The organism is Pseudomonas sp. PARCl1, assembly GCF_947311875.1.
GTDB classification, from domain to species: Bacteria; Pseudomonadota; Gammaproteobacteria; order Pseudomonadales; family Pseudomonadaceae; genus Aquipseudomonas; species Aquipseudomonas juntendi.
On sequence record NZ_CAMZMX010000038.1, the window covers coordinates 1 to 18,166 of the forward strand.

The 18,166-nt window shown below is 62.4% G+C and carries 16 protein-coding genes; 7 read left to right on the forward strand and 9 right to left on the reverse strand.

What is annotated here, in order from left to right; genetic code table 11:
- Positions 1–324: 324 nt before the first annotated feature.
- From prpF to QME24_RS18435, 5 genes are all read right to left on the reverse strand, one after another.
- On the reverse strand, positions 325–1,515 hold the full coding sequence (gene prpF, locus QME24_RS18415) for a 2-methylaconitate cis-trans isomerase PrpF (RefSeq protein ID WP_054905369.1): 1,191 nt from the start codon (positions 1,513–1,515) through the stop codon (positions 325–327).
- Between the two features lie 164 nt (positions 1,516–1,679).
- Positions 1,680–4,268 carry a Fe/S-dependent 2-methylisocitrate dehydratase AcnD gene (acnD, locus tag QME24_RS18420; protein WP_154211285.1) on the reverse strand — a complete coding sequence of 863 codons (2,589 nt, stop codon included), beginning with the start codon at positions 4,266–4,268 and terminating at the stop codon, positions 1,680–1,682.
- Between the two features lie 124 nt (positions 4,269–4,392).
- Positions 4,393–5,520 carry a 2-methylcitrate synthase gene (gene prpC, locus QME24_RS18425; RefSeq protein WP_054905367.1) on the reverse strand — a complete coding sequence of 376 codons (1,128 nt, stop codon included), beginning with the start codon at positions 5,518–5,520 and terminating at the stop codon, positions 4,393–4,395.
- Positions 5,521–5,635: 115 nt separating this feature from the next.
- Positions 5,636–6,526, reverse strand: a complete 891-nt coding sequence (gene prpB, locus QME24_RS18430) for a methylisocitrate lyase (protein WP_029884943.1) — start codon at positions 6,524–6,526, stop codon at positions 5,636–5,638.
- Positions 6,523–7,239, reverse strand: a complete 717-nt coding sequence (locus QME24_RS18435) for a GntR family transcriptional regulator (protein ID WP_009683857.1) — start codon at positions 7,237–7,239, stop codon at positions 6,523–6,525. The genes prpB and QME24_RS18435 overlap by 4 nt, the downstream gene beginning before the upstream one ends.
- Positions 7,240–7,546: 307 nt before the next feature.
- Between QME24_RS18435 and QME24_RS18440 the strand changes: the two genes are divergently transcribed.
- The 5 genes from QME24_RS18440 (at position 7,547) to QME24_RS18460 (ending at position 12,938) form a co-directional block, all read left to right on the forward strand.
- The gene (locus QME24_RS18440; protein ID WP_029884944.1) at positions 7,547–8,083 is read left to right on the forward strand and encodes an ATP-dependent zinc protease; all 537 of its coding nucleotides are present in this window, start codon (positions 7,547–7,549) and stop codon (positions 8,081–8,083) included.
- A gap of 5 nt (positions 8,084–8,088) precedes the next feature.
- Positions 8,089–9,624, forward strand: a complete 1,536-nt coding sequence (locus tag QME24_RS18445; protein ID WP_029884945.1) for an inactive transglutaminase family protein — start codon at positions 8,089–8,091, stop codon at positions 9,622–9,624.
- Complete coding sequence (locus QME24_RS18450; RefSeq protein ID WP_009683854.1) at positions 9,624–10,604, forward strand: alpha-L-glutamate ligase-like protein; 981 nt, start codon at positions 9,624–9,626, stop codon at positions 10,602–10,604. Before QME24_RS18445 ends, QME24_RS18450 begins: the two co-directional genes overlap by 1 nt.
- A 169-nt stretch (positions 10,605–10,773) precedes the next feature.
- On the forward strand, positions 10,774–12,117 hold the full coding sequence (gene pabB, locus QME24_RS18455) for an aminodeoxychorismate synthase component I (protein WP_280091444.1): 1,344 nt from the start codon (positions 10,774–10,776) through the stop codon (positions 12,115–12,117).
- An 86-nt stretch (positions 12,118–12,203) separates the two neighbouring features.
- Positions 12,204–12,938 carry a phosphoadenylyl-sulfate reductase gene (locus tag QME24_RS18460; RefSeq protein WP_009683852.1) on the forward strand — a complete coding sequence of 245 codons (735 nt, stop codon included), beginning with the start codon at positions 12,204–12,206 and terminating at the stop codon, positions 12,936–12,938.
- A gap of 52 nt (positions 12,939–12,990) precedes the next feature.
- On the opposite strand, the gene cysB is transcribed toward QME24_RS18460, so the two are convergent.
- The 3 genes from cysB to QME24_RS18475 all read right to left on the reverse strand — a co-directional run bounded on the left by cysB (position 12,991) and on the right by QME24_RS18475 (position 15,664).
- Positions 12,991–13,965, reverse strand: a complete 975-nt coding sequence (gene cysB, locus QME24_RS18465) for an HTH-type transcriptional regulator CysB (RefSeq protein ID WP_009683851.1) — start codon at positions 13,963–13,965, stop codon at positions 12,991–12,993.
- Between the two features lie 127 nt (positions 13,966–14,092).
- Positions 14,093–14,590 carry a universal stress protein gene (locus QME24_RS18470; RefSeq protein WP_009683850.1) on the reverse strand — a complete coding sequence of 166 codons (498 nt, stop codon included), beginning with the start codon at positions 14,588–14,590 and terminating at the stop codon, positions 14,093–14,095.
- 126 nt (positions 14,591–14,716) lie between these two features.
- Positions 14,717–15,664, reverse strand: coding sequence for a putative 2-dehydropantoate 2-reductase (locus QME24_RS18475; RefSeq protein ID WP_054905365.1), 948 nt, complete (start codon positions 15,662–15,664; stop codon positions 14,717–14,719).
- Between the two features lie 232 nt (positions 15,665–15,896).
- Between QME24_RS18475 and QME24_RS18480 the strand changes: the two genes are divergently transcribed.
- Positions 15,897–16,973, forward strand: a complete 1,077-nt coding sequence (locus QME24_RS18480) for a 3-deoxy-7-phosphoheptulonate synthase (RefSeq protein WP_009683848.1) — start codon at positions 15,897–15,899, stop codon at positions 16,971–16,973.
- 49 nt (positions 16,974–17,022) lie between these two features.
- Here the strand turns inward: QME24_RS18480 and QME24_RS18485 are convergent, their stop codons facing one another.
- Positions 17,023–17,304, reverse strand: coding sequence for a GNAT family N-acetyltransferase (locus tag QME24_RS18485; protein WP_009683847.1), 282 nt, complete (start codon positions 17,302–17,304; stop codon positions 17,023–17,025).
- A 507-nt stretch (positions 17,305–17,811) separates the two neighbouring features.
- Here QME24_RS18485 and oprI point away from each other — a divergent pair.
- Positions 17,812–18,063, forward strand: a complete 252-nt coding sequence (gene oprI / locus QME24_RS18490) for an outer membrane lipoprotei OprI (protein ID WP_003259780.1) — start codon at positions 17,812–17,814, stop codon at positions 18,061–18,063.
- Positions 18,064–18,166: the final 103 nt, after the last annotated feature.

The window sequence follows — 18,166 nt, forward strand, 5'->3', positions numbered from 1 at the left end:
CGCCGTACAAACCAGGCGGCCGCGCGCGCCTGTCACAGGCGTTACTGGCCCGAAACAAACGTAGGAGCGAGCGCAGCTCGGGATTGCGCCGCGCGGGCGGCGCTCGATCTCACAGGCGCTGAAGATGCTCCGGCTACCCTTGCCAGAAACCATAGAATCTCCCACAGGGTGGCGCACCAGGGTTGTCAGGTGCTCGCCACTGCATCTTCAGCGCGTGTGACATCTTGTGGCAAACACCTGTCAGCCCTGGCGCGCTCCCTGTGGGAGCTGGCCAGCGATAGGGCCGCGCAGCGGCCCCGCTTGAGGCCGAGCGCCAGGCGTGGGTTAGAAGCTGTCGCCAGGCACGCGAACCCAGCCCTCCATCAGCACCCGAGCACTGCGGCTCATGATTGCCTTGGTCACTGTCCACTCGCCGTTTACCTGGCGGGCTTCGGCGCCGACCCGCAGCGTGCCCGAGGGATGGCCGAAACGCACGGCGCTGCGCTCGCCTCCGCCCGCTGCCAGGTTGACCAGCGTACCGGGAATGGCCGTCGCCGTACCGATCGCCACCGCCGCGGTGCCCATCATGGCATGGTGCAGTTTGCCCATCGACAAGGCCCGTACCAACAGGTCGATCTCGCTTGCCATTACCGCCTTGCCACTGGACGCCGTGTAGGTGCTGGGTGGTGCGACGAAGGCCACTTTCGGTGTGTGCTGACGCCCGGCAGCCTGGTCGACATGGTCGATCAGGCCCATACGCACGGCGCCATGGGCACGGATGGCCTCGAAGCGCAGCAGCGCTTGCGGGTCACCGTTGATGGCGTCCTGCAACTCCGTGCCGGTGTAGCCGATATCGGCAGCATTGATGAAAATGGTCGGGATGCCGGCATTGATCAAGGTGGCCTTGAAGGTGCCGACACCCGGCACCTCAAGGTCGTCGACCAAGTTGCCGGTCGGGAACATGGCACCGCCGGCACCGTCCTCGTCCGCAGCCGGGTCAAGGAACTCCAACTGCACTTCCGCTGCCGGGAACGTTACCCCATCCAGCTCGAAGTCTCCGGTTTCCTGCACCATGCCTTCAGTGACCGGCACATGGGCAATGATGGTCTTGCCGATGTTCGCCTGCCAGATACGCACGGTGGCCACGCCGTTGCGTGGAATGCGCGCGGTGTCGACCAGGCCGCTACTGATGGCGAACGACCCGACCGCAGCAGACAGGTTGCCGCAGTTGCCGCTCCAGTCGACAAAGGCCTTGTCGATGCTGACCTGGCCGAACAGGTAATCGACATCATGGCCCGGCTTGATGCTGGGCGACAGGATGACGGTCTTGCTGGTGCTGGAGGTCGCGCCGCCCATGCCGTCGATCTGCTTGCCGTAAGGGTCGGGGCTGCCGATGACCCGCAGCAATAGCGCGTCGCGGGCAGGGCCTGGGACCTGCGCCGGCTCGGGCAGGTCTTGCAGGCGGAAGAACACGCCTTTGCTGGTGCCACCACGGATGTAGGTGGCGGGTATTCTTGTTTGCGGTACGTGAGCCATTGCTTTGCTGTCCTGTCTGATGGGCATGAGACCCTCGGGATTGCTTTGCAGCCCATCGCCGGCAAGCCAGCTCCCACAGGGACCGTGCTGCCATCGAGATTGCGCGACTCCTGTGGGAGCTGGCTCGCCGGCGATGGGCCGCAACGCGGCCCCTGCTCTGGGGGTTAGGCGGTAGCTTCGAGGAAGTCCTGGGCGAAGCGCTGCAGCACCCCGCCCGCTTCGTAGATCGACACTTCCTCGGCCGTGTCCAGGCGGCAGGTCACCGGCACATCGATGCGCTCGCCGCTGGCCCGGGTAATCACCAGGGTCAGCGTAGCGCGCGGCGTACGCGCACCCAGCACGTCATAGGTTTCGCTACCGTCCAGCCCCAAGGTCTTGCGGTCGGTGCCGGGTTTGAACTCCAGCGGCAGCACGCCCATGCCTACCAGGTTGGTGCGGTGAATGCGCTCGAAACCTTCTGCGACAATGGCCTCGACACCGGCCAGGCGCACACCCTTGGCCGCCCAGTCACGCGATGAGCCCTGGCCGTAGTCGGCACCGGCCACGATAATCAGCGGCTGCTTGCGCTGCATGTAAGTCTCGATCGCCTCCCACATGCGGGTCACCCGGCCTTCCGGTTCGATCCGCGCCAGCGAGCCTTGCCTCACGCTGCCGTCTGCGTTGCGCACCATCTCGTTGAACAGCTTGGGGTTGGCAAAGGTCGCGCGCTGGGCGGTCAGGTGGTCACCGCGGTGGGTCGCGTAAGAGTTGAAGTCTTCTTCTGGCAGGCCCATTTTCGCCAGGTACTCGCCCGCAGCACTGTCGAGCATGATCGCGTTGGATGGCGACAGGTGGTCGGTGGTGATGTTGTCCGGCAGCACCGCCAGTGGGCGCATGCCACGCAGGGTACGCTCACCGGCCAAGGCGCCTTCCCAGTAAGGCGGCCGGCGAATATAGGTGCTCATTGGCCGCCACTCATACAACGGTGCCACTTTCGGCCCGCGGTCTTCCTCGATGGCGAACATCGGGATGTACACCTTGCGGAATTGCTCCGGCTTGACCGCCGCACGCACCACGGCGTCGATCTCTTCGTCACTGGGCCAGATGTCCTTGAGGCGGATTTCCTGGCCATCGACCACGCCCAGCACGTCCTTTTCGATGTCGAAGCGAATGGTGCCCGCAATCGCATAGGCGACCACCAAGGGTGGCGAGGCCAGGAAGGCTTGCTTGGCATACGGGTGGATACGCCCGTCGAAGTTGCGGTTGCCCGACAGCACGGCGGTGGCGTACAGGTCACGGTCGATGATTTCCTGCTGGATCACCGGGTCCAGGGCACCAGACATGCCGTTGCAGGTCGTACAGGCGAAGGCGACGATGCCAAAGCCCAGTTGCTCCAGTTCTTTCTCCAGGCCAGCCTCTTCCAGGTACAGCTGCACCGCCTTGGAGCCCGGGGCCAGCGATGACTTGACCCACGGCTTGCGGGTGAGGCCCAGCCTGTTGGCGTTGCGCGCAATCAGGCCTGCGGCGATCACGTTGCGCGGGTTGCTGGTGTTGGTACAGCTGGTGATGGCGGCAATGATCACCGCACCATCAGGCATCTGCCCTGGCACTTGCTGCCAGCTGCCGGCAATGCCTTTGGCCGCCAGCTCGCTGGTGGCCACGCGGGCATGCGGGTTGGACGGGCCGGCCATGTTGCGTACCACGCTCGACAAGTCGAAGCTCAGGGTACGCTCGTATACCGCGCCGGCCAGGCTGTCGGCCCAGAGGCCGGCGACCTTGGCATAGGTTTCCACCCGTTTGACCTGCTGTTCTTCACGGCCGGTCAGGCGCAGGTAATCGATGGTCTGCTGGTCGATGGCGAACATGGCCGCCGTAGCGCCGTACTCCGGGGCCATGTTGGAGATGGTCGCGCGGTCCCCCAGGGTCAGGGCGCGCGCACCTTCACCGTGGAACTCCAGGTAGGCGCCGACCACCTTCTGCTTGCGCAGGAACTCGGTCAGGGCCAGCACCAGGTCGGTGGCGGTGAGGTTCGGCGCCAGCTTGCCGGTCAACTCGACGCCGACGATTTCCGGCAGGCGCATCCACGATGCTCGGCCAAGCATCACGTTTTCCGCTTCCAGGCCACCCACGCCAATGGCGATCACGCCCAAGGCATCGACGTGCGGGGTGTGGCTGTCAGTGCCCACGCAGGTATCCGGGTAGGCGATGCCATGGTCGCAGTGCACCACCGGCGACATCTTCTCCAGGTTGATCTGGTGCATGATGCCGTTACCCGGCTGGATCACGTCGACATTCTTGAACGCTTTCTTGGTCCAGTTGATGAAGTGGAAGCGGTCCTCGTTACGTCGGTCTTCGATGGCGCGGTTCTTGTCGAACGCTTGCGGGTCATAGCCGCCGCACTCGACAGCCAGCGAGTGGTCGACGATCAGTTGTACCGGCACCACCGGGTTGACCTGGGCCGGGTCGCCGCCCTTGTCGGCGATGGCGTCACGCAGGCCGGCGAGGTCGACCAGCGCGGTCTGGCCGAGGATGTCATGGCACACCACGCGCGCCGGGAACCACGGGAAATCGAGGTCGCGCTTGCGCTCGATCAGTTGGCTCAGCGAGGCGTCGAGGGTGGCCGGGTCGCAGCGACGCACCAGGTTTTCGGCGAGAACGCGCGAGGTGTACGGCAGGCCGTCGTAGGCGCCGGGCTTGATCGCCTCGACGGCCGCGCGCGCATCGAAGTAGTCCAGGTCGGTGCCTGGCAGGGGCTTGCGGTATGCAGTATTCATATCGTTATCAGGCTCGGTCACGGTACTCGGTATACAGATCTCGCCAATGGGGGCGCTGCGCAGTCCCTGTGGGAGCGGCCTTGTGCCGCGATTGGGCTGCGCAGCAGCCCTGGCGATCCATGCCTCAGCGCTGCTCGATCGGCACGAACTGGCGCTGCTCGACGCCGACATACTCGGCGCTCGGGCGGATGATGCGGTTGTTGGCGCGCTGCTCGAACACGTGCGCCGCCCAGCCAGTCAGGCGCGAACAGACGAAGATCGGGGTGAACAGCTTGGTCGGAATACCCATGAAGTGGTAAGCCGAGGCATGGTAGAAGTCGGCATTGGGGAACAGGCGTTTCTGCTCCCACATGGTCTTGTCGATGGCTTCGGAAACCGGGTACAGCACCTTGTCGCCCACCTCATCGGCCAATTGCTTCGCCCAGCCCTTGATCACCTCGTTGCGCGGGTCGGACTCTTTGTAGATGGCATGCCCGAAGCCCATGATCTTGTCTTTGCGCTCGAGCATGCGCAGCAGCTCGGCAGTGGCTTCCTGCGGGCTCTGGAAGCGCTCTATCAGCTCCATGGCCGCCTCGTTGGCACCCCCGTGCAGCGGGCCGCGCAGCGTGCCGATGGCTGCGGTAACGCAGGAATACAGGTCGGACAGGGTCGAAGCGCACACCCGGGCCGTGAAGGTCGAGGCGTTGAACTCGTGCTCGGCGTAGAGGATCAGCGACACGTTCATGACCTTGACGTGCAGCCCGCTGGGCTTCTTGCCGTGCAGCAGGTACAGGAAGTGGCCGCCCAGGGTGTCTTCGTCGCTGCTGCAGTCGATGCGCACGCCATGGTGGGTGAAGCGGTACCAGTAGCACATCACCGCCGGGAACAGGGCCAACAGCCGGTCAGTCTTGTCGCGCTGGGCTTCGAAGGTGAGCTCGGGCTCGAGGGTACCGAGCACCGAACAACCGGTGCGCATCACGTCCATGGGGTGGGCGTCGCGAGGAATGCGCTCGAGCACTTCCTTGAGTGCCGGTGGCAGGTCACGCATGCCCTTGAGCTTGTGCTTGTAGTCGGCCAGTTCAGCCTGGGAGGGCAGCTCGCCGTACAGCAGCAGGTAGGCGACCTCTTCGAATTCGGCACCAGCGGCCAGGTCACGCACATCGTAACCGCGGTAGGTCAGACCGGCACCGGCCTGGCCCACGGTGGACAGCGCAGTCTGGCCGGCCACCTGACCGCGCAGGCCTGCGCCACTGAGTACTTTTGCTTCGGCCATGGTGTTTCTCCTTTCTTGAACTTGTTATGGAAATCTGGCTGGCTAATCGGGCTCGCCTGTACCCGCCCTTTCGCGGGCAACCCCGCTGCCATGCGGGGCTGGAGTTGTCACAGGCTCAGCCCTTCTTCTGGGCAAACAACGCGTCGAGGCTCTGCTCGAAGGCGTGGTAGCCAATGGCATCGTAAAGCTCCATGCGCGTCTGCATGGTGTCGATCACGTTCTTCTGCGTGCCGTCGCGGCGCAGCGCGGTGTACACATTCTCGGCTGCCTTGTTCATGGCGCGGAACGCTGACAGCGGGTACAGCACCAGCGAAACATCGACCGCAGCCAGCTCTTCGGTGGTGTACAGCGGAGTGGCGCCAAACTCGGTGATGTTGGCCAGGATGGGTGCCTTCACCCGGTCAGCGAAGGTCTTGTACATCTGCAGCTCGGTGATCGCTTCCGGGAAGATCATGTCGGCACCCGCCTCGATGCACGCTGCGGCACGGTCCAGGGCAGCGTTCAAGCCTTCGACGGCCAAGGCGTCGGTACGCGCCATGATCACGAAGCTGTCGTCGCTACGGGCATCGACGGCTGCCTTGATGCGGTCGACCATTTCCTGCTGGCTGACGATTTCCTTGTTCGGCCGGTGGCCGCAACGCTTGGCCCCGACCTGATCCTCGATATGGATCGCCGCCGCACCGAACTTGCTCATCGAGCGCACGGTGCGCGCCACGTTGAAAGCCGAGGCACCGAAGCCTGTATCGACATCCACCAACAGCGGCAGGTCGCACACATCGGTAATACGGCGCACGTCGGTGAGCACATCGTCCAGGCCAGTGATACCCAGGTCCGGCAGGCCCAGGGAGCCTGCCGCAACACCGCCACCGGACAGGTAGATGGCCTTGAAACCGGCGCGCTTGGCCAGCAAGGCATGGTTGGCATTGATGGCGCCAACCACCTGCAGCGGGTGTTCAGCGGCGACGGCATCGCGAAAACGCTGACCGGGTGTGCTGTTCACAGTCATTTCTCACCTCGTGGGTTATTGTTGTGGGCGTCCAGATAGTGACGCTCGATATTGCGCTTGGACGCACCGATGTGACGGCGCATCAGAAGTTCGGCCAGTTCGCCGTCACGTTCGGCGATGGCATCGAGAATGCGGTGGTGTTCGGCAAAGGCCTGGCGTGGCCGGTTGGGCGTGGCCGAGAACTGGATACGGTACATGCGCACCAGCTGGTACAGCTCGCCACACAGCATCTTGACCAACGTCTGGTTACCGCTGCCCTGGATGATGCGGTAATGGAAGTCGTAGTCGCCCTCCTGCTGGTAGTAACCCAGGCCAGCCTGGAACGCGGCATCCCGCTCATGGGTATCGAGCACCCGGCGCAGCTCGTCGATATCGGCCTGGCTCATGCGTTCAGCGGCCAGGCGGCAGGCCATGCCTTCCAGGGACTCACGAATCTCGTACAGCTCGATCAGTTCGGCATGGTTGAGCGATACCACCCGTGCGCCTACATGGGGCACCCGCACCAGCAGGCGCTGGCCTTCCAGGCGGTGGATGGCCTCGCGCAGCGGCCCGCGGCTGATGCCATAGGTGCGTGCCAGCTCTGGCTCGGAGATCTTGCTGCCAGGGGCAATTTCCCCTTTGACGATGGCCGCCTGAATACGCCGGAAGACGTTTTCCGACAAGGTTTCCGATTCGTCTGCCAGCATCGGGCCAGGGGTGGAAAGGTCTTGCATATTGTCGACACCTTGGGAAATCTATTCGCCAGAAGTTAACCACCTATGCCACTCAAGTCAAAGACAAATTCAATATTGTCGACAATCGTCTAAGAACGAACTTAGGCAAGCCAAGCGCTGTCAGATCGCGCACCGCTGGCGTCAATACGTCGTCGTGATAGAATGCCGCGCCTCTGTTGGGGTATGGATAGCCTGTCTGTCATGCAGTCATGCTTGTTGACAGATGAACGAGGAAGCTTGCGCAGTAGTTGCCAGTCACCTTGACCTGAACCTTGCCTAGAACCTTGCACTGCATCGCGCCAGGATTATGAGACTCACACCCGTTTTATTGCTGCTTTGCCTCACCCTGCTGCCGGCCATTGGCCAGGCGGCCGGCAAGACCGTGTACGGTCTCAATGAATACGCACGCCTGGGCGACCTGGACCTGGAAGTGGCGGCCAAACTCGACACCGGCGCCAAAACTGCCTCGCTCAGCGCCCGCGACATCAAGCGCTTCAAGCGCAACGGCGAAAGCTGGGTGCGCTTCTACCTGGCCATCGATGCCGCCCACTCGCACCCGATCGAACGGCCCCTGGCCCGCGTCAGCAAAATCAAGCGCCGAGCGGGCGACTATGATGCTGAATCGGGCAAGGCCTACACCGCCCGCCCGGTCATCGAACTCGAAATCTGCATGGGCCAGGCCTTGCGCACCATCGAAGTCAACCTCACCGACCGCAGCGCCTTCCAGTTCCCGCTGCTGATCGGCTCCGAGGCGCTCAAGCACTTCGACGCGCTGGTCGACCCAAGCCTTAAATACGCGGCCGGCAAACCTGCCTGTGCCACCGACGCTCCCAAAGCAGAGTAATCCCGATGCGCTCTCTTACCCTCCATCTGAAAGTCCTGATCACCGTACTGGTGTTGTTGGGCGTGGCAGTCACGGCTTATCAGATCTTCTTCCTCGGCATCCCGGTGACCGAGGATGAAACCGACGACCTGTGGAACATCGACGCCAAGGTCGAGTTCGTGGCCAGCACCAAGGACCCGGTCAAGGTGCAGATGTTCGTGCCGCCACTGAACCGCGACTACGTCAGCCTCAACGAGAGCTTCATCTCCAACAACTACGGGGTCAGCGTCAACCGTGCCGATGGCAACCGCAAGGTCACCTGGTCGGCCCGTCGCGCCAGCGGCAACCAGACGCTGTACTACCGCCTGGTGCTGACCAAGCGCTACAGCAACGAAAAAACCGCGGTAAAAGGCCCGACCTTCCGTGACAGCCTGGCCATCGACGGCCCCGAAAAAATCGCCGCCGAGGCGCTGATGGCGCCTATCCGCCAGCATTCGGCCGACGTCGAGACGTTCGTCAGCGAAACCATCAAGCGGGTCAACAACCTCAACGATGACAACGTCAAACTGCTGCTGGCCGGCGATACCTCACCGATGAAAAAGGCCCAGGTGATCGACCTGCTGCTGTCGATTGCCCACGTACCGATGGAAAAGGTGCACACCATCCGCCTGGTGGCCGACACCCCGCAAACCCCCGAGCTGTGGCTGCGCAGCTACAACGGCAACGACTGGCTTTACTTCAACCCGGACACGGGCGAACAGGGCCTGCCCAGCGACCGACTGCTGTGGTGGACCGGTGACGACAACCTGATTACCGTCGATGGCGGCAAGAAGGCCAACGTCACGTTCAGCATGAACAACAGTGAAATGAACGCCATTCGCCTGGCCAAGCTGACTGACGAGAACACCGACGCCGACTTCCTCGAATATTCGCTGTACGGCCTGCCCCTGCAAACCCAGCAGACCTTCATGATCATGGTCATGATCCCGATTGGTGTGCTGGTGATCCTGGTGCTGCGCAACCTGATCGGTATCCAGACCCTGGGTACCTTCACCCCGGTGCTGATCGCCCTGGCCTTCCGCGAAACCCAGCTGGGCTTCGGTATCGTGTTGTTCACGGTCATCACGGCATTGGGCCTGTCACTGCGTTCGTACCTGGAGCACCTGAAACTGCAGATGCTGCCGCGCCTGTCCGTGGTGCTGACCTTCGTCGTGGTGCTGATTGCGGCGATCAGCCTGTTCAGCCACAAGCTGGGCCTTGAGCGCGGGCTGTCGGTAGCCCTGTTCCCGATGGTGATCCTGACCATGACCATCGAACGCCTGTCGATCACCTGGGAAGAGCGTGGCGGCGGCCATGCCATGAAAGTGGCCATCGGCACCCTGTTTGCCGCATCACTGGCCCACCTGCTGATGATGGTGCCAGAGCTGGTGTATTTCGTGTTCACCTTCCCGGCCGTGCTGCTGATCCTGGTCGGCTTCATGCTGGCGATGGGCCGTTATCGCGGCTACCGTCTGACCGAGCTGATGCGCTTCAAGGCATTCGTGAAAAAGGCAGACGTGTGATGTTTGGCCTGATCAAGACGTGGAAAGCCCTGGAGGCCCGGGGCATCATGGGCATCAACCGGCGTAACGCAGACTATGTGCTGAAGTACAACAAGCGCAGCCTGTACCCGATTGTCGACGACAAGATCATCACCAAGGAGCGCGCCCTCGCGGCAGGTATCCACGTACCGGAAATGTACGGTGTCATCGAGACCGAGAAGCAGATCGACAAGCTTCACGAGATCATCGGCGGCCGCAACGACTTCGTCATCAAGCCGGCCCAAGGTGCCGGCGGTGACGGCATCCTGGTGATCGCCGACCGCTTCGAGGACCGCTACCGCACCGTTTCCGGCAAGATCATGAGCCACGAGGAAATCGAGCACCAGGTCTCGAGCATCCTCACCGGCCTGTACTCGCTGGGCGGGCACCGTGACCGGGCGCTGATCGAATACCGGGTCACACCCGACCAGATCTTCAAGAGCATCAGCTATGAAGGCGTGCCCGACATCCGCATCATCGTGCTGATGGGCTACCCGGTCATGGCCATGCTGCGCCTGCCCACCCGGCAGTCCGGCGGCAAGGCCAACCTGCACCAGGGCGCCATCGGCGTAGGGGTCGACCTGGCTACCGGCGTGACCCTGCGCGGCACCTGGCTGAACAACATCATCAGCAAGCACCCGGACACCACCAACGCGGTGGACGGCGTGCAACTGCCGAACTGGGACGGCTTCATGAAGCTGGCCGCCGGGTGCTACGAGCTTTGCGGGCTGGGCTATATCGGCGTGGACATGGTCCTGGACCAGGACAAAGGCCCGCTGATTCTGGAGCTCAACGCCCGCCCAGGGCTGAACATCCAGATCGCCAACGACTGCGGGCTGACCCAGCGCACCCATGCCATCGAAGCGCACATCGAAGCACTGGCCAAGGACGGCCTGACGGAGGACGTCGAGCAGCGGGTGAAGGTGTCGCAGGGCTTGTTCGGGCACGTACACCCGGGCTGACATCGCCGAGGCGGCTGCCACAAGGGGCAGGTGCTCCTGTGGCAGCGGCCTTGCGTCGCAGCCAGCCCCAGGCGCCAAACACAGGGTTGAATGTCGCGCCCAGTGCTAGGCGCTGCTCCCGCACAGGTCTACAATCGCCCTCCTCGCTTTTACATCGCCGTCCATACTGATGCCGACCTGTACGCTACACCCCCTGCCCTACCAACCCGACCCAGCCGCCTATTTCGCCCGCCTGCGCCAGGCGCCCGGCGCCATCCTGCTCGACAGCGCCCGCCCTGGTGCCGAGCGCGGGCGCTTCGATCTGCTCAGTGCCTGGCCGCTGCAACAACTGCAAGCCGAACCCGCAGAGGATGGCCGCGCCTTTCTCGCTCGCCTGCGCGAGGGCCTGGCGCGCCTGGGCAGCGCCGATTTGCCCAGCGGCGTAGAACTGCCTTTCGCCGGCGGCCTGATCGGCTACCTGAGCTATGACTTCGGCCGCCGCCTTGAACACCTGCCAAGCAACGCCGTGGATGACCTCGGGCTGCCCGACGCGCAACTGGGCCTGTATGCCTGGGCGCTGGTCAGCGACCACCAGTGCGGCACCAGCCAGCTGGTGTTTCACCCAAGCCTGGCGCAACACGAGCGCGAACGCCTGATCAACCTCTTCGCCGGCAGCGAGCACACGCCCGATGGCGACTTTCAACTGCTCGCCCCCATGGCCGGCGACTTGCAGCCTGCGCAGTACCAGGCCGCCTTCGACCAGGTGCAGCGCTATATCCAAGCCGGTGACTGCTACCAGATCAACCTCACCCAGCGCTTTCGCGCGCCGTGCAAGGGCGACCCGTGGCAGGCCTACAAGGCACTGCGCCAGGCCTGCCCGACGCCCTTTTCGGGCTATCAGCAGTTGGCCGACGGCAGCGCCCTGCTCAGCTTTTCACCCGAGCGCTTCATTCGCGTCAGCCAACGCCAAGTCGAGACCCGCCCGATCAAGGGCACGCGCCCACGCGCCAGCGACCCGGGCGAAGACCGGCGCAATGCCCAGGCGCTGTTGCACAGCCCCAAGGACCGCTCGGAAAACCTGATGATCGTCGACCTGCTGCGCAATGACCTGGGGCGTACCTGCGAGGTGGGCTCGGTGAAGGTGCCGGAGCTGTTCAGCCTGGAGAGCTACCCCAACGTGCACCACCTGGTCAGTAGCATTACCGGCCGCTTGGCCAGCGACAAGGACGCCCTGGACCTGATCGCCGACAGCTTCCCTGGCGGCTCGATTACCGGCGCGCCGAAGATCCGCGCCATGCAGATCATCGACGAGCTGGAGCCCACGCGGCGGGCACTGTACTGCGGCTCCCTGCTGTATGTGGACGTGCGTGGCGAAATGGACAGCTCGATCGCCATTCGCAGCCTGCTGGTCAAGGATGGCCAGGTCAGTTGCTGGGGTGGCGGCGCAGTGGTGGCCGATTCCGAGTGGCAGGCCGAGTACGAAGAGTCGATTGCCAAGGTGCGGGTATTGCTGCAGACACTGCAAGGCCTGTGAGCGCCAGCCCGTCCAGACCTTGTTTTTTTGTTACCATCACCCCCACTACGAGCGCACAGCGCCACAGCCAAGATGGAAACCGCCTGATGAGCCAACCCTTCGACGTCGCCGCCCTGGCCGCGACCTATGCCAACAAATCCCCGCAAGACATCCTCAAGCTTGCCTTCGAGCACTTCGGCGACGACCTGTGGGTTTCCTTCAGCGGCGCCGAGGACGTGGTGCTGGTCGACATGGCCTGGAAGCTTAACAAGCAGGTCAAGGTATTCAGCCTCGACACAGGCCGCCTGCACCCGGAAACGTACCGGTTCATCGACCAGGTGCGCGAGCAGTATGGCCTGCCGATCGAAATCCTCAGCCCGGACCGCGCCCAGCTTGACCCATTCGTCAAGGAAAAGGGCCTGTTCAGTTTCTACAAGGACGGCCATGGCGAGTGCTGCGGCATTCGCAAGATCGAGCCGTTGCGGCGCAAGCTGGCAACCGTCAGCGCCTGGGCCACTGGCCAGCGCCGTGACCAGAGCCCTGGCACTCGCAGCCAGGTGGCAGCGCTGGAAATCGACAGCGCCTTCTCCACGCCCGAGCGCACGCTGTACAAGTTCAATCCGCTGGCGCAGATGAGCAGCGCAGAAGTGTGGGGTTATATCCGCATGCTGGAGCTGCCGTACAACAGCCTGCATGAACGTGGCTTCATCAGCATCGGCTGCGAGCCCTGCACGCGCCCGGTGCTGCCGAACCAGCATGAACGTGAAGGGCGTTGGTGGTGGGAAGAGTCCACCCAGAAGGAGTGCGGGTTGCACGCTGGCAACCTGATCAGCAAGGCTTGAACCCGTAACGCCGCTGTAGAACCGGGGGCGCAAAGCCCCCGGTGTTCGCGTTTCAGTGCACGGGCAGCTCGACCCCTTCGAACAGCGCTTCGAGCTCCTGCTTGTTGTGGCACTGGATTGCCTTGGCCATCACTTCGCGGGTCAGGTGCGGCGCGAACTTCTCGATGAAGTCACACATGAAGCCGCGCAGGAAGGTGCCACGGCGGAAACCGATCTTGGTGATGCTGGCCTCGAACAGCTCGCTGGCATCGAGTGCCACCAGGTCGCTGTCGAGCTTGGCGTCCACTGCCATGCCGGCAACGATGCCCACGCCCAGCCCTAGGCGCACATAGGTCTTGATCACGTCGGCGTCGGCGGCAGTGAACACTACCTTCGGCGTAAGGCCGCGGTGGTTGAAGGCCTCATCCAGCTTGGAGCGCCCGGTGAAACCGAACACATAGGTCACGATCGGGTATTCGGCTACGGCCTCCAACGTCAGCTTGGGCAGCTTGGCCAGTGGGTGACCTTGCGGCACGACCACGCAACGGTTCCACTTGTAGCAAGGCATCATGACCAGGTCGCCGAACAGCTCCAGTGCCTCGGTGGCAATGGCAAAGTCGACCGTGCCGTCTGCGGCCATTTCGGCAATCTGCATCGGCGAGCCCTGGTGCATGTGCAGGGACACTTCCGGGTATTGCTTGATGAAGCTGCTGATCACCGGCGGCAACGCGTAGCGCGCCTGGGTATGGGTGGTGGCGATGGACAGCGTGCCCTTTTTCTCGTTGGAGAACTCTTGGGCGATCTGCTTGATGCTCTCGACCTTGCGCAGGATTTCGCCCGCGGTATTGATGATGCGCTCACCGGCCGGGGTAACGCGGGTCAGGTGTTTGCCACTGCGCGCGAATACTTCAACACCCAACTCGTCTTCCAGCAGGCGGATCTGCTTGCTGATACCCGGCTGGGAGGTATACAGGCTCTGCGCCGTCGCGGAGACATTGAGGTCATGATGCGCCACTTCCCAGATGTAGCGCAGTTGTTGAAGCTTCATAGATTTCCCTCGGTTCAGCGATGAGTCAGCGGCAGCAAGCAGCGACGATATATAACTATATTAGTGGTTCCGGAAATAAATCTAGAACAATTTTGTTACATGCTGAGGATATGCCCTACAGCCGCGCTCACGTTTTCCTACGCCCCAAATGCTGCGCCAACGGCACCATGTAGACCGGGACCGGCGACAGTTGCAGCAGCCGCACCGCCGTGCGGCCGATTGGCACATCCACCCCGGCACCGGCACTGTGGCTACCAAAAATCAGCAGGTCGACACTGAGCCGTTGCGCCTGATCCAGAATGACCTGCGCCGGGTCGCCCTGGCGAACCCGTACGGCCTTGATGACGGCTAGGTCGGCCTCCTCGCCCAGCTCATCGCGAAAGTTCTCCAGCACGCGCTGCTCTATATTGGCCATTACCGTATTCACCCCCTGGCTGTGCAACTGGTCGAGCGTTTGCTCGTCGAGGTAGCTTTGCAGGAGAGATTCAGCGAACTGGCCCATGGGCTCGACCGCATGGATCACGTACAACTCAGCCCCGAATGTCCGCGCCAGCGCCAGCGCATGTTGCATGACAAACGGGGCATAGACACCGAGGTCGGTGGCGTACAGCATGGAGCGGATCATTCGACCTCCTGGACTGCCGCTGCGGCAGATCAAGCTTCAGCTTAGCAGCGCGGCAGAGGCACGCTTCGCCGTCCGGCGCGCTGCACGGGTGAGCTGTATCGGGCTGGGAATACCCCCTCGAAACGCTCAGACCCGGCCTTGGTGCTGGTCGATGAACAACAGCGCCTGGTAGAGCATTTCCATGCGCGCCAAGCGGCAGCCAGCCGCCCGCGCCAGCGCCAGCGGCTCGGCATAAATGGCCTGTAACTCCAATGGGCGCTTGTGTGCATGGTCGTGGTACATGCTGGGCCAGTAATCAGGCATGCGCTCGGTGACCTGGAACAGGTGTTGGGCGTAGCCTTCCGGCAGCGTATGGCCGCATGCTGCGGCACCCTGCACAACTTCTGCCATCAGCGCCAGGACCAGTTCACGGCTGGCGGCGTTGCCCATCAATGCAGTGGTGCTGGCACCCAGCAATACCGAGAGCCCGTTGTAAGGCACGTTCCATACCAGTTTCTGCCAGCGCGCCAGCGCCAGGTTCGGCATGGCGTGCGAGTCGATGCCCGCCGCCTGGAACAAGCCTGTGCCCTCACTGACCAGCGCCGTACCACCATCGCTGGCAGGCCCGCTGTGGTACCCCAGGTTCACGGTACCCAAGGCCTGATGCCGGATCACCCCTGGCCCCTGCCGGTTGACACAGATGAAGCACAGCCCGCCCAGCAGGTGCATGTCGCTGCGCAGTGCCGGGCGCAGCTGCTCCTCGACCCCCAGGCCGTTCTGCAACAGCACCACCTTGGCACCCGGTGCGGCAGCCTGCACGATCAACGGGGCCAGGTGGTCGTTGCTGGTCGCCTTGGCCCCGATCAACAACCAGTCACAGGGCGGCATATCGGCGGCCCTGGCATAGGCTTGCACCTTCATGTGCAGCGTGCCGTGCTCGGCACTGTCCAGGCTCAGGCCATGCTCACATACCGCCGGGTACTCGCTACGCAGCAGAAAATGCACATCGAAACCGGCCTTGGCCAGCATCAACCCATAGAAGCCGCCAATGGCGCCACTGCCAATGATGCCAATACGTAGTGCGCGCGAATGCATGCCAATCTCCAGCTAACAGGTAGGCGTTCTTTTTACACCGGTTGGGCAACGTTGGGCAGGCCATTCGCGCTTCAACCCTTGGTACAGGTAAAAACCCCACAATGACTGGGCTCAGCCCATTGTCCCGCCCCTTGTAACGCGCTAAGGTTCGGCTCCCCGTTGCGATTATTCTTGCTGCTGGGCCGCACGGGGATTGTTGGCGGCCGGCACCCGTGACCTGACGAGTAACACGATGGCTGATTTACCGATCGATGACTTGAACGTTGCCTCCAACGAGACCCTGATCACCCCTGATCAGCTCAAGAAGGAAATCCCCCTCAGCGCCAAGGCCCTGCAGACCGTGACTGCCGGCCGTGAAGTGGTGCGCAATATTCTCGACGGCAAGGACCATCGCCTGTTCGTTGTGGTCGGCCCTTGCTCCATCCACGATATCAAGGCCGCTCACGAATATGCCGAGCGCCTGAAAGTACTGGCCGCAGAGGTGTCCGACACCCTGTACCTGGTCATGCGCGTGTACTTTGAAAAGCCGCGCACCACGGTCGGTTGGAAAGGCCTGATCAACGACCCGTACCTGGATGACTCGTTCAAGATCCAGGACGGCCTGCACATCGGCCGCAAGCTGCTGCTGGATTTGGCGGAAATGGGCCTGCCGACCGCGACCGAAGCGCTGGACCCTATCTCCCCGCAATACCTGCAGGACCTGATCAGCTGGTCGGCTATCGGCGCCCGTACCACCGAATCGCAAACCCACCGCGAGATGGCCTCGGGGCTGTCATCGGCGGTAGGTTTCAAGAACGGCACCGATGGCGGCCTGACCGTCGCCATCAACGCCTTGCAGTCGGTGTCCAAGCCACATCGCTTCCTGGGTATCAACCAGGAAGGCGGCGTGTCGATCGTCACCACCAAGGGCAACCCATACGGCCACGTGGTACTGCGCGGCGGTAATGGCAAACCCAACTACGATTCGGTCAGCGTTGCGCTGTGCGAGCAAGACCTTGCCAAGGCCAAGATCAAGGCAAACATCATGGTCGACTGCAGCCACGCCAACTCCAACAAGGACCCGGCCCTGCAACCACTGGTGATGGAGAACGTCGCCAACCAGATTCTCGAAGGCAACCAGTCGATCATCGGCCTGATGGTCGAAAGCCACCTGAACTGGGGCTGCCAGTCGATTCCGAAGAACCTGGAAGACCTGCAATACGGCGTGTCGGTTACCGATGCCTGCATCGACTGGTCGGCAACCGAAAAAACGCTGCGCAGCATGCGTGCCAAGCTCAAAGATGTATTGCCGCAGCGCAAGCGTGGCTGATTGACGCCCTAATGAGCGGGCTCACCATGGCCCGCTCTCATGGCTTGGCTCAGGCCTTGGTGGAGTGCCGCTGCTGGCGCTCCATGTAGCGCTCCACGTATGAGCACGACGGTATCACCGTGTAGCCCATCTGCTCGGCATAAGCCAGTGCCTGCTCGGTCAGCGCGGCAGCGATGCCACGGCCGCGCAGGGCGTTAGGCACGAAGGTGCGATAGATATCCAGCGTTTGCTTGCCCAGGTCCATGTACGTCAGGTAGGCACGATGACCGTCCACGGTGGTCTCGAACTGATGACCGGCCTGGTCATGGTGGATGGTCAACGATTCGCTCATCACTACTCCTCGCAGGTCTTTCAGGTAGACCCTTCCCTAACCGATGGTGGTTTAATCCGGCACAGAATGCTCTACGCCACCTGTTGCCCATACGACCACTGGACGATTGCAATCGTTCGAGTCTTCTGGCGCTCACAAGATAGTAGGCGCGGCATGCGGATTTACTCAAGGTTTCGACAGTTAAAAAGGGCCTGGCGCTACCCTCTTCACTTAATGCCGTTGCCCCTGCAGCCGCTGGATGCTCTAGGCTTTAAGACGCCGAAAGACCGTACAAGTCACCCTTAGTTCAACAAAAAAGTTCCTGTATTACACTTGCTTGCGGGCACGGCAGGTTGTTGATCACGCCCAGCTCGCGCAGCGTGTCGGGGGCACGTCAAGCAACATTTTTTTTGCAGTTCTTGCGCTCAGTCAGTTTACTTACTACAAGTAATGAGTACTATGTACGCCGGCCAGTTTCTCTTTTCCGAGAGATGGCTATTTAATAGAAAGTCCTTGAAGGGGAACACGATGAACAACGTTCTGAAATTCTCTGCTCTGGCTCTGGCCGCAGTTCTGGCTACCGGTTGCAGCAGCGTCTCCAAAGAAACTGAAGCTCGTCTGACTGCGACTGAAGACGCAGCCGCTCGCGCTCAAGCCCGTGCCGATGAAGCCTACCGTAAGGCTGACGACGCACTGGCAGCCGCTCAGAAGGCTCAGCAGACCGCTGACGAAGCCAACGAGCGCGCTCTGCGTATGCTGGACAAAGCCAGCCGCAAGTAATAATCCTTACGGATTGTTAAGAAGCCGACCCACTTGTGGGTCGGCTTTTTTTTGCCTGCTCGTTGCCGCGCCTTCCAACTGTTACGAAAAGGCCCGCACAAAG